This is a genomic window from Thiomicrorhabdus aquaedulcis (genome assembly GCF_004001325.1).
Lineage (GTDB): Bacteria > Pseudomonadota > Gammaproteobacteria > Thiomicrospirales > Thiomicrospiraceae > Thiomicrorhabdus > Thiomicrorhabdus aquaedulcis.
The window spans coordinates 241183-253759 of the sequence record NZ_AP018722.1 but is presented as its reverse complement, the minus strand read 5'-3'; the positions used below and the strand labels follow the sequence as shown (position 1 = coordinate 253759).

The 12577-nt window shown below is 47.8% G+C and carries 11 protein-coding genes; 10 read left to right on the top strand and 1 reads right to left on the bottom strand.

The features are described 5' to 3' along the window. Nucleotides 1-93: 93 nt before the first annotated feature. Nucleotides 94-1044, top strand: a complete 951-nt coding sequence (locus EP181_RS01065; protein ID WP_127470017.1) for an ATP-binding protein — start codon at nucleotides 94-96, stop codon at nucleotides 1042-1044. Between the two features lie 36 nt (nucleotides 1045-1080). On the opposite strand, the gene dprA is transcribed toward EP181_RS01065, so the two are convergent. Next, nucleotides 1081-2229: a DNA-processing protein DprA gene (gene dprA / locus EP181_RS01060; RefSeq protein WP_232023465.1), complete on the bottom strand. Its 1149-nt coding sequence runs from the start codon at nucleotides 2227-2229 to the stop codon at nucleotides 1081-1083. Nucleotides 2230-2312: 83 nt separating this feature from the next. Between dprA and def the strand changes: the two genes are divergently transcribed. From def to EP181_RS01020, 9 genes are all read left to right on the top strand, one after another. After that, nucleotides 2313-2831 (top strand): peptide deformylase, encoded by a 519-nt coding sequence (def, locus tag EP181_RS01055; RefSeq protein ID WP_127470016.1) that lies wholly within the window; start codon nucleotides 2313-2315, stop codon nucleotides 2829-2831. Between the two features lie 72 nt (nucleotides 2832-2903). Then, complete coding sequence (fmt, locus tag EP181_RS01050) at nucleotides 2904-3953, top strand: methionyl-tRNA formyltransferase (protein WP_127470015.1); 1050 nt, start codon at nucleotides 2904-2906, stop codon at nucleotides 3951-3953. Then, entirely contained in the window at nucleotides 3950-5341 is a 1392-nt protein-coding gene (gene rsmB, locus EP181_RS01045; protein WP_127470014.1) for a 16S rRNA (cytosine(967)-C(5))-methyltransferase RsmB, read from the top strand. Before fmt ends, rsmB begins: the two co-directional genes overlap by 4 nt. Nucleotides 5342-5345: 4 nt before the next feature. Further along, nucleotides 5346-5963 (top strand): DUF4390 domain-containing protein, encoded by a 618-nt coding sequence (locus EP181_RS01040; RefSeq protein WP_172959654.1) that lies wholly within the window; start codon nucleotides 5346-5348, stop codon nucleotides 5961-5963. A 14-nt stretch (nucleotides 5964-5977) separates the two neighbouring features. Beyond that, nucleotides 5978-6682, top strand: a complete 705-nt coding sequence (locus EP181_RS12135; protein ID WP_232023464.1) for a hypothetical protein — start codon at nucleotides 5978-5980, stop codon at nucleotides 6680-6682. Continuing rightward, nucleotides 6679-8163 (top strand): sensor histidine kinase, encoded by a 1485-nt coding sequence (locus EP181_RS01035; RefSeq protein WP_232023463.1) that lies wholly within the window; start codon nucleotides 6679-6681, stop codon nucleotides 8161-8163. Before EP181_RS12135 ends, EP181_RS01035 begins: the two co-directional genes overlap by 4 nt. Beyond that, nucleotides 8160-9554, top strand: coding sequence for a sigma-54-dependent transcriptional regulator (locus EP181_RS01030; RefSeq protein ID WP_127470012.1), 1395 nt, complete (start codon nucleotides 8160-8162; stop codon nucleotides 9552-9554). Before EP181_RS01035 ends, EP181_RS01030 begins: the two co-directional genes overlap by 4 nt. Before the next feature lie 37 nt (nucleotides 9555-9591). Continuing rightward, nucleotides 9592-10992, top strand: a complete 1401-nt coding sequence (gene trkA / locus EP181_RS01025; protein WP_127470011.1) for a Trk system potassium transporter TrkA — start codon at nucleotides 9592-9594, stop codon at nucleotides 10990-10992. A 117-nt stretch (nucleotides 10993-11109) separates the two neighbouring features. Beyond that, on the top strand, nucleotides 11110-12561 hold the full coding sequence (locus EP181_RS01020) for a TrkH family potassium uptake protein (protein ID WP_127470010.1): 1452 nt from the start codon (nucleotides 11110-11112) through the stop codon (nucleotides 12559-12561). Nucleotides 12562-12577 lie beyond the last annotated feature (16 nt).

Below are 12577 nucleotides of genomic sequence, written 5' to 3'. Positions count from 1 at the left end.
TGTAATAAAACGGATAAAGTCATTTATAATGACATTCAAATAATCACCTTACTCACCCAACGCTCTCTACCTTTTGGACATTAAAACATTACTATGTTGCACCCTTCTATCACCTCTGCATTTTCTCCCGACACGGTAAGCGATAATTTACCGGCCAATGTGTTGGTCTTAAATGTTGAGCCTGCGCTCATGACGTTTTTAAAACAGGCGCTGGCCAACCAGCCTTATCACTTGGTGTTTGCCCATGACCTGCATCAGGCCAAAACCTTAATAATGCAAGCACCCACCACCTATTTTAGTGCCTATTTATTAAACGATTCACCGCAGTCGAAAGAGCCCTGCTTTGAAGCACTCGCGCTTTTCAAAACCCTGTCCGAACCCGAAAGCGTTCCGATTATTTTGCAAACAAACTTGCCGCCATCCAACTACAAAATTCAGCATGGTTTAGCCACAGGTGCGTTCTTTTATTTAGTAAAACCTTATACCAAACAACAGCTGATTAGCGTATTGCAAACCGCCGTAAACGGCTTTAGTCATTTGCAAAAAATTAAGTTACGTTTAGCGGATTTTAACGCCGCCAAAACTCTTTTACATAGCGGCGAGTTTCACTTTAAAACCCCCGACGAAGCCAAAAGTTTGGCCACCAGTTTGGCGCTGTTAACCCCCAACCCTAAGCGCTGTGGCGTCGGACTGTTTGAACTGTTCATTAACGCGATAGAACACGGTAACTTGGGTATAAACTATCGAGATAAAACACAACTTATTAAGCAAAATAAACTGCAGCAAGTGATTGACGAACGCCTGCAAAACCCGCAACATCGCGACAAAGTCATTAGAGTTGTTTTTACGCGTTTGGCCAACCAACTGGAGTTTAAAATTCACGATTGTGGCGAAGGATTTGACCCCAGTCCGTTTATGGAGTTTTCGGCCGAACGGCTCACAGACCAGCACGGTCGCGGTATTTTAATTGCCCGTAAACTCAGCTTTGACAGCGTGCATTATGAAGACGGTGGGCGCACCGCCGTGGCGCGCATTGCGCTTTAAAACACATTTAAACCTTGCAAATAAATTATGTAAAACTCAAGCCTTAATGCGTCGCCAACGCCCTGCCGACAAGGCCTCAACCTGTCCTGCCATTTCTAGCATCATCAACTGGCTTTGAATATCCGACACCGCGCATTTGCTCAGCACCACCAATTCGTCTAGCCCAATGGGGTCATACTCAATAAACTCTAAAATTTTATACACATGATTTAAGCTTTGACCAGGCCTGGTCAATGTATTTAGTGCTGTGTTATCAGCCGCATTAAACGCCAAGCTCTCTTGCGCCGCACTGAGCATAGGCAGTTGAATTAATGGCGCTAACTCTTCCAACACATCTTGCCCCGATTCGACCAACTTAGCGCCCTGTTTAATTAACTGATGACACCCTTTGGCTTGTGGGTTATTAATAGACCCAGGTACAGCAAACACTTCGCGCCCCTGTTCGTTGGCGGTTTTGGCGGTGATGAGCGAGCCACTTTGCAACGCCGCCTCAATCACCAATGTGCCCACCGACAAGCCGCTGATAATGCGATTGCGCTTAGGAAAGTGGTACGCCAACGGCTGTGTGCCCAACGGAAACTCTGAGACCATCGCGCCCTCTTCGGCAATTTGCCGCCCTAAGGCTTGATTGGCCGCAGGATAAATGCGGTCTAATCCCGTGGCCACGACCGCAATGGTTTTACCCAGGCCTTGCAATCCCCCTTGGTGAGCCGCGGTGTCAATACCCAGCGCCAAGCCGCTGGTAATGGTTAAACCTTGTGCCGATAAATGCTGGGCAAAGTCTTTGGCGGTGTTAAGGCCTTGTTTAGAGGCATGGCGACTGCCAACAATGGCCAACTGCGGGTCGTTGAGCAAACTCACCTGCCCACGCACCGACAGCAAAATAGGTGCGTCACTGATGCGACTTAACAAAGTCGGGTAACGCCCATCGCTTAACGCCAATAACGTTTGAGCGGGCTGCTCGCCCCACTGCAAGGTGGCTTCAATCTCTTTCGCCAGGCCTGGTAACGTTAAATGCGCCAACTGTTTGTCGCTTAAAATACCCGCACGCGTCCAATCGGCTTGCGTGGCGCGCACGGCTGAGTTTACATCACCAAAAAACGCCACCGCCTGCTGCAACTGCTTTTGCGTGGCGTGACAAAGGTGCAACGCCACCAAACTGGCCAAATCGGTATTCAATGACACGTTAAACCCCTGCTTAAATCAAAAAAATGTTGGCGTAGTTCGTTATAATAGGCCAATTAAAAAAATTAAGTATAAACGACACCATGCAAAAACTCGATATTGTTCTCTACCCTCAATCTGGACTGCGCGAAGTCTGCAAACCTGTTGCTGCAATGACCGATGCCATAGATAAACTCATTGACGACATGTTTTACACCATGTACGACGCACCCGGTATTGGTTTAGCCGCGCCGCAAATTGCCGTGCAACAACGCATCATTGTGGTGGACGTATCCGAAAGCAAAGACCAACCCTTGGCGCTGATTAACCCCGAAATCATTCGCAGTGTCGGCGAAATCTCATGGGAAGAAGGCTGTTTATCACTGCCCGGTATTTACGGCACGGTGCGTCGTCCCAGCGATATTTTAGTGCGCGGCATGAACCGCGACGGCAAAATGGTGCAAATTGAAGCCAATGAACTGCTGGCCATTTGCATACAACACGAAATTGACCACTTAAACGGTAAATTATTTGTGGACCATCTTTCGGGCATTAAGCGCGCACGCGCCTTGCAAAAATTTCGTAAGTTAATGGAAGAAGAGGCCGAGTTAGCCAACGACTGACCGCGCGCTTTATCAACCCTTGCATCAAGCAAAAACAAAACAAACGAAAAACAACTTTAAAACTGAGTATTTATGCCCACAAACACACCCGCACCGCTACCCGCACAGCCAAACACGCCGCTTAATATTATTTTTGCTGGCACGCCCGAGTTTTCGGTGGGCATATTGCAAGCCCTGCTTGACTCGCCCCACAATGTTATTGCGGTGTACACGCAACCCGATCGCCCCGCTGGACGTGGGCGCAAGTTGGCCGCCAGCCCGGTTAAAGCCTTAGCTTTAACACACCATTTACCGGTGTTTCAACCCGAAACCTTGCGCGATGTGCCGGCTCAAGAGCACCTCGCACAGCTTAATGCCGACGTAATGGTGGTGGTGGCCTACGGACTTATTTTGCCTAAAGCGGTGCTTATCGCCCCCAAATACGGTTGTTTAAACATTCACGCCTCGCTGTTACCACGTTGGCGCGGTGCAGCACCCATTCAGCGCGCTATCGAAGCCGGTGATTCGCACACGGGCATCACCATTATGCAAATGGACATTGGCTTAGACACCGGCGACATGCTCTACAAAATAGAAACCCCCATTGCCGATAACGACACCGCGCAAACCCTGCACGACCGCTTAAGCGGCTTAGGCGCAGAGGCGCTGTTACACACGTTGCACGATGTGCAAACGCAAACACTGTTGCCGCAAATACAAGACGAACACTTGGCCACCTACGCCGACAAACTCAACAAAGCGCAAGCGCGCATAAATTGGTCTGAGTCTGCCGAGGTCATTGTGCGAAAAATTCACGCCTTTAACCCCTACCCCATCGCCTTTTGCCACTACCAAGAACAGCCTTTGCGCATTTGGTCGGCTAAGGTGCATGTAGCCAATGTAGCCAATGTAACCAATGTAGACGATGTAACCGATGCCGATATGAACGCGCAAACTGAACTTAAAACAAACTCAGAACCAAACGTACCAGGCCTGGTCATTGCGGTTAATAAGCAAGGAATTGTGGTGGCCACAGGTACGCAACCCATTTTAATTGAACAGGTGCAACCGGCCGGTAAAAACGCCATGGCCGCTTACGACTTTGCGCAAGCCCGCGCCTTAACCGGCACGGTTTTAGAATGAGTCACACGCCCAGTAAAAACTTTAACACCCCCCCTACCAAAAAAGCCGCCAACCCACGCTTTGTTGCGCTCAAAATGTGCCTAAATGTCATTGAACACGGCCGTTCACTCAGCCAAATTTTACCCGAAGGCTTAGCCCAATTTAGCGACCGCCGCGAACGCGCCTTTACCCAAAACTTGGTACTGGGCACCTTGCGCTGGCAGTTCCGCTTAGAGGCTATCAGAGGGCTGTTGCTGAAAACCCCGCTTAAAATTAAAGACGAAGACGTTAATCAGCTGATTTTATTAGGGCTGTATCAAATTTTGTACATGGACACTCCGGAACACGCCGCCGTATCTGAAACCGTTGCCATTACCCAATCGCTTAAAAAGCCTTGGGCCAAAGCGTTATTAAACGGCGTTTTGCGTAATTTTTTACGTGACAAAGACGCGTTGTGTGCGGCCGCGGACTTAAAACCCGCGCACCTGTATTCACACCCACAATGGTTGGTAAAACAACTGCGCACCGCTTACCCAGAGCATTGGCAAGCGGTGTTAGACGCCAATAATCAACCCGCGCCGCTCACCTTGCGGGTGAATGTGCGCCAACAATCGCGCGATGAATTTTTGGCGAACCTGCACGCTCAAGGCATTGACGCCCACGCTCACCCCATTGCTCCAGAGGGCGTAACGTTGGGGCAAAGCCAGGACATTACCCAACTGCCCAGCTTTGACATGGGTGGGTTTAGCGTGCAAGACCCCGCCGCGCAGTTGGCCGCCAATATTTTACAACCGCTCGCTAACCAACGCATTTTAGACGCCTGCGCCGCGCCCGGCGGCAAAACCACGCATTTACTCGAATGGTCCAATAATCAAAGTCGCGTGTTTGCCCTAGAAAAAGAGCCTGAACGCTTAGAACGTTTGGCCGAAAACTTACACCGCTTAGACCTGCACGCCGACTACCAAGCGGGTGACGCCGCCACACCCAGCACATGGTGGGACGGTGAATTATTTGACAAAATTTTGCTGGACGCACCGTGCTCGGCCACCGGCATCATTCGAAGACATCCCGACATAAAGTGGCACAGAACGCCCGAAGACATTGACGCGTTGGTCAGCCTACAAGCCGATATTTTGCACGCCTTGTGGCCATTATTAAAACCGGGCGGACAGCTTTTGTACGCCACCTGCTCTATTTTACCGGCCGAAAACACCCTGCAAATGCAACATTTTTTAGCCCAAGAACCCAGTGCCACAGAAGGTGATGTGTTGCAAAGTTTTAATGCGCACAACCCAAAAGAAGCGTGTGAATGGGGGTTAAAAACCCAACCTGGTCAACAAATATTACCGGGCGAACACGGCATGGATGGCTTTTTTTACTGCTTACTGCACAAAAGCATGGGCGCGTAACAGAGTGCGTCACAGAGTGCACAGCGCAACGTTCAGCGTCATGGGCATTACCCTTGTTTTACTGGCCTGGTTAACTCTGTTTAAAGTTAACCAGGCCTGGGCAGGTAATAACATCTCTACGATTGCGATGGACATTAAAATTGCTGACCAACAAGTGCGCCTTGACTCACAAACAAAGGTGACTTTGTCTGATGCGTTAATCGAAGCTGTTCACCACGAAATTCCATTAACGTTTCGCACCGAAATTCAGTTAACCGAACACACCGCCATTGCTAATTGGACTTACGAGCGGCACGTCAAAACGGTGCGCTACGAAACCACGCTGCACACCACCGGCTTTAATCGCCGCTATGTTTTAACCAATAAGCGCAATCAAAACGTGCAAAGTTTTATTACCCTACAAAATGCCTTAGAGGCTTTAGGCACCTTGCAAGACTTTACTCTTGTGAGCTTATCCCGGCTCAATGTAGAACAAACGCACACCGTTAAAATGCAAATTTCACTGAATCGTTGGCAACTGCCCGCACCCCTCATTTTAAACACCTTGTTTAACCCCGATTGGCAAATGAGCAGTGGTTGGCGCAGTGTGACTATCGCCCCAGCCAACGCCATAAGCCCCTAAAGAATGGACGCCCTATGAGCGCAAAAATTTGGCAAACCATGCGACAATATGGCTGGCTCGTATTACTTTCTGGCGCGCTTTTGATTGCGCTGGTGGTGATGAGCCAAATTTTGCAAAACGCCTCGAGTTTTGCTGAAACCTATTCGGCTCTACTGTTCTTTACTTTTGGTGGTGTCGCCGTACTGCTGATTGTGCTGGTGCGCGCATTTTACAACCTGCGCGTACAATACAAAAAACGCACTCCGGGCATTAAAATCACCCTACGCTTAACCCTGGTATTAACCTTTTTATTGGGCATTCCCACCACCATTATCTTTGTGTTTTCACTTATTTTTATTCAGCAAGGCATTAACCAATGGTTTGATGTTAAAACCGAAACCGCCCTTGAAAACGCCTCGGCTTTAGCTCGTGCTGCCCTTGACAACAAAACCCGCGACAGCCTAAACCTAACGCTTTCAGCCAGTACCGACAACCGTTTTTTATTAGCGTCATCTCCCATTATTGGCGTAAGTGCGTTACGCGCCAGCTTAAATGCTCAAGAAGTTGCGCTCTACCATGTTAACCAACAACTGATTGCCTTTAGCAGTCGCGATGGCAGCACCATTTTGCCGCAAACCCCCGGCGACCATCTGTTTCAGCAAGTACGTCAAAAAAGAGTTACGCGGCTATCGAAAGCCGTCCGGGTACGTTTCAAGCCGAAGAGTTTATTCGTATTGTGATTCCCTTTACCGATTTAGATTTAAACAGCCATTACGTCTTACAAGTTATTTTTCCTATTCCGGCTAACTTCACCCAATTAGCCGAGTCGGTGGCCATGGCGTCAGGTCAATACAAAGAACTGTCGTACTTAAAGGGCCCGTTAACCGCCAGCTTTACCCTGATATTAAGCATGGTGTTATTGCTCACATTGGTCACTGCCGTGCTGTTTACTATTCAGCTCATTCAAAACTTTACCCGCCCCATTCGCACCTTGGCCATCGGCACCAAAGCTATTTCTAAGGGCGATTACAGTCTTAAAATGGCCATTGGTAAAAACGACGAGTTTGGCGATTTAATTCAATCGTTTAACGACATGACGCAACGCATTGCACAGGCGCGTAATGACATTAAAATTGGTCATCAACAAACCGAAGCGCAAAAACTGTATTTGCAAGCCATCATTCAAAACCTCTCCAGCGGCGTGTTAACCCTGGACATGAACAAACGCATTCGCACCACCAACGACGCGGCGGCCGATATTTTAAACACCAATTTAAATCAACACTCGGGCAAGCACATTGAAGAGGTTATGACCCACCCTGACAGCGCACATTTAATTGCGCTGTACGATGCCGTGGCACCACTGTTTAACCAGGGCACCAAACCCTGGAGCTTACAACACCGCTTAAGCTGCAAAAAAAGTCAAAAAATTCTCTTATTGCACGGTTCAACCTTACCCAGCATTGACAAAGACATTGGCGGCTACGTCATTGTTATTGACGACATTACAGAACTTGTACAAGCCCAACTTAACGTGGCGTGGAGCGATGTGGCGCGGCGTTTAGCGCACGAAATTAAAAACCCGTTAACCCCCATACAACTGTCGGCCGAACGCTTAAACTTTAAACTGCACGACAAACTGCAAGCCCCTGAGCAGGCCTTGTTAGAGCGCATGACTCAAACCATTACCGATCAAGTCACCAGCATGCAAACATTGGTGCAAGCGTTTAGCGATTACGCCAACACCCCCAACATTGATTTGCAACTGCTTAACATCAATCGACTCATTACCGACATTGTAGAGATGTACCAAGACCCCGCTGAAAAATGGCGTGTTAAGAAAAAACTCGACAAAAAATGCACCTACATCACCGCCGATACAGTGCGGCTACGTCAACTGTTTCATAACTTAATTAAAAACGCGCTCGAAGCCACCGAAAACACCATTTTGCCCCAAGTACTCATTACCACGAGCTGTTCAACCGAACTTAAAACGCTCACCATTACCGTGTGCGATAATGGACCGGGCATACCAGAAGAGGCACAAAACTGGATTTTTGAACCTTACGCCACCAACAAACCTAAAGGCAGCGGGCTTGGCCTAGCCATTGTGCGCAAAATTGTCGAAGAACACGGCGGCACAGTTTCATTAAATTCTGCGCCAAACAACGGCACCTGCTTTATAATTGAATTACCTATTTTTCTAAACGAGACACCATGAAACCAGGCAAACTCCTCATCGTGGACGATGAAAAAGACATTCGCAATTTAATGAAAGAAATTTTTATTGAAGAAGGTTACCAAGTCGAAACAGCCGCCAACGGTGCGCAAGCTCGCACGGCATGGCGTAAACAACTGCCTGACGTAGTGTTTTTAGATGTGTGGATGCCCGATATTGATGGCATATCTTTATTAAAAGAACTTCGCAAAGATGAACTGCTTGAACACACTAACGTCATTATGATGTCAGGACACGGCACCATTGAAACCGCCATTGAAGCCACTAAACTGGGTGCCTACGACTTTTTAGAAAAGCCCCTTTCAATGGCCAAATTAATTGTAACCGCCGAGCGCGCCCTAGAGCATCATCGTCTTAACCAAGAAAATCGCCTGCTTAAACAAAAATTGCCCGATCAGTTTTTACCCATTGGAAAAAGCAAACTCATGCAAGAGTTGCGTGACACCATTGAACGTCTAGCCAAATTTAGCATGCCGGTATTTGTCAGCGGCGACCCTGGCACGGGCAAACATCATTTTGCCCATGCTTTGCACAAAACCAGCGAGCGCCACGCACATGCCTTTATTTCATTAAACGCCCAAGAGCTCAACAGCCTTATTGAGCCAGAAAAAGACAGTGAACTTGCTGTGCATAATGCCGGACGTACTTCGCTAGAAACCCAATTACGTGAGGCGCACAATGGCACCTTGGCCATTGCCAATGTTGAAAAATTGTCACGACCTGCGCAAAAATGGCTCATGGAAATCATTACCACTCAAACGGCTCGCTTACCTAGCCACCCCGAGCCTACGGTACTTAATTTACGAATTATTGGTATAAGCCGTAAAAGCTTAGATGTTTTGGCCATGCCCACCGATGTTGATTTGAGCATCCCCAGCCGCTTTAAAGAAGATTTATTGCAACGCTTTAAGGTCATGCCTATTCACATTCCCGCACTGCGTCAGCACACCGAAGACATTCCCGATTTAATTGACTATTTTGTCAACGAATTTGTGACTCGCGAAGGCTTAGAATATCGACAGTTTACGGTGGGCGCACAAAATCTATTGCGCCAATACGCTTGGCCTGGCAACCTTAAAGAACTGCAAAACCTTATTCAGCGTTTATTAATTTTAGGGCACAACGAAGTCATCGACGATGAAATTAAAGCGGCTTTAACTCAAGTAGAGCACAGCTCGCAGCAGATGGCCGCCTTAGACACCTCGGTGAACTTAAAAGAAGCCAAAGACCGCTTAGAAGCGGCTTATTTAAGCCAATTGCTTAGAGAAACTGCCGGAAATGTATCCGAAACCGCCAAACGTTCGGGCATTGACCGTACCAACTTATACCGTAAACTTAAAGCGTTGGGGATTGATCCCAAAAACCCTATTTAATTTTTTTTGAGCCCTTTGAAAATAAAATGAGCACAGTATGAATATTGTTATTTTAGGCGCGGGCCAAGTAGGCTCTTCATTGGCTGAACTGTTAGCCAACGAAAACAATGACGTTACGGTAGTTGATCTAGACAGCTTGCACCTACAACGCCTGCAAGACCGTTTAGACATTCGCACCGTCAGTGGACACGCTTCGCACCCCGACATTTTAGTGCGCGCCGGCATCGAAGACGCCGACATGCTCATTGCCGCCACGCAAAATGATGAAACCAATATTGTGGCCTGTCATTTAGCGCATATTATGTTCAAAACACCCACCAAAATTGCCCGCGTGCGCAGTCGCTCTTATTTAGATCACCCTGAGCTATTTGACCGCAATACCAATCCCGAAGCCATTCCCATTGACGTGTTAATTAGCCCAGAAAATTTAGTAACCGACTACATTTTGCAGCTCATAAGCTACCCAGGTTCGTTGCAGGTAATTGACTTTGCCGGTGGCAAAGTACGTCTAGTGGCCATGCGTGCTTACGCCGATGGACTGCTGGTAAACCAACCCATTCGCAGTTTAAAAACCCATTTACCCGAGCACGTAAAGACCCGCATTGTGGCCATTTACCGTAAAAATGAAATCATGATGCCCACGGGCGATGTGGTGATTCAGGCCGGTGATGAGGTGTTCTTTTTAGCCGAAACCAAACACGTACCGGCCATTGTAAACGAGCTGCGTAAAAACAAAGAACGCCCCTCGCGCAACATATTAATTGGCGGAGGCGGCAACATTGGCTTTAGTTTGGCGCAAGCGCTTGAAAACCATCATCAAGTAAAGCTCATTGACCGCAACATACAACGCGCCCGTTCCATTGCCGAAACCTTAGACCATACCATTATCATTCATGGTGACGTGTCTGACAAAGAGCTCTTGTTAGAAGAAAATATTGATGAAATCGATTTATATGTGGCGGTCACCAACAGCGACGAGGCCAACATTATCTCAGGCATGCTGGCCAAAAAACTGGGCGTACGCCGCGTGATTGCGTTGGTCAACAACCAATCGTATGTTGAGCTGATTCAACTGAACAGCATTGATGTGGCCATTTCGGCCGACAGCATTACCACCAGCAATCTTTTACACTACATGCGTCATGGTGACACCATCAAAGCGGCCACCTTACGCCGTGGTACGGCAGAAGCCATGGAAGTGGTTGCGCACGGCAGTGAAAACACATCGGACATCATTGGCAAAAAAATTGGCGACATCCCTTGGCCCAAAGACATTACTATTGGGTGCATCGTGCGCGATGACAAGGTCATTATGGCGCACCGTGATATAGAAGTTGCAGCAGAAGATCACGTTATTTTATTTTTAACCGACCCTAACAGCAGTCAAGAAATTTCTAAACTGTTCTCACCCGACATCAAACGCGGTTGGCTGGGTTAACGGTTAGGTTAAGGTTAAAATAAGGCTCATGCAAATTGACCAGGCCTGGTCAATTCACCTTAAAAGATTTTTAAGAATTTTTAGCAGTTTTTAGCAGTTTTTAAAACGGACACGTTTATGCATTCCAAAATCATCATTAAAATTTTAGGCTTATTGCTCATGCTGTTTAGCTTGTCGCTTTTGCCGCCCATTGTGGTATCGCTCATTTACAAAGATGGTGCGACACTGGCGTTTATTACGGTGATGATTGGTTTATTGATTGTGGGCTTGGCGCTCTGGCTGCCCACGCGCCACCATCGCCAAGAGTTAAAAATTAGAGATGGGTTTCTAGTAGTGGTGATGTTTTGGACCGTACTGGGATTTGTGGGTGCTTTGCCGTTTTACATTGAACACGAAGTGCCCTTAAGTTTAACCGACTCTATTTTTGAATCGTTTTCGGGCTTAACCACCACCGGTGCTACCGTACTCACGGGCTTAGACAACTTGCCGCACGCCATTTTATGGTATCGCCAGCAGTTACAATGGATGGGCGGCATGGGGATTATTGTATTGGCTGTGGCCATTTTGCCCATGTTGGGCATCGGGGGCATGCAGTTGTATCGCGCCGAAATGCCCGGCCCTCTTAAAGACAATAAAATTGCCCCGCGCATTTCCGAAACCGCCAAGGCGTTATGGTTTATTTACCTAGGCTTAACCGTGGCGTGTGCCGTAGCCTATTGGTTTGCTGGCATGAATTGGTTTGACGCAATTGGCCACAGTTTTTCGACCGTGGCCATTGGTGGATTTTCAACCCATGACGCCAGCATTGGTTATTTTGACAGCATTCAAATTGAAGCGGTTGCCGTGTTTTTTATGTTTTTGTCGGGCATAAACTTTGCATTGCATTTTAGTGCGTTTCGCAACCTTAACAGTAAAACCTATCTAAGCGACGCCGAATTTAAAGCCTACAGCGCCTTTCTGCTGGCTGGCATTATCATCACTACCGGCTATTTGTACTTTCAAAACGTTTACCCCAATTTTGAAGATGCGTTGCGCTATGGCGTATTTCAAACCGTTTCTATTGCCACCACCACCGGTTTTGCCAATGCCAACTTTAGTGCTTGGCCAGCGTTTGTGCCCATCATGCTCATTATTATGAGTTTTGTGGGCGGCAGCGCGGGCTCGACCGCAGGCGGTATTAAAATGATTCGCTTTGTCCTGTTAATTAAACAAGGCTTACGCGAAATACAAGGCCTATTGCATCCCAATGCCATTCGCCCGGTTAAGCTGGGCGGCAAACCTATCCCTGAAAAAATTATGACCGCCGTTTGGGGGTTTTTATCAGTGTATGTGTTTACCTTTGTAATATTAATGCTCACCATTATGGCGTTAGGGGTTGATCAAATCACGGCATTTTCAGCCATTGCCGCCATGATAAACAACCTAGGCCCTGGCATGGGAGAGGTGGCGGCCAACTTTTCGAGCATGAGCGACCCGGTTAAATGGGTGCTTACCTTTGCCATGCTGCTGGGACGCTTAGAAATCTTTACCCTTTTAGTGCTCTTTACCGCCGCATTTTGGCGTAAATAACCCACTTGGTAACCTA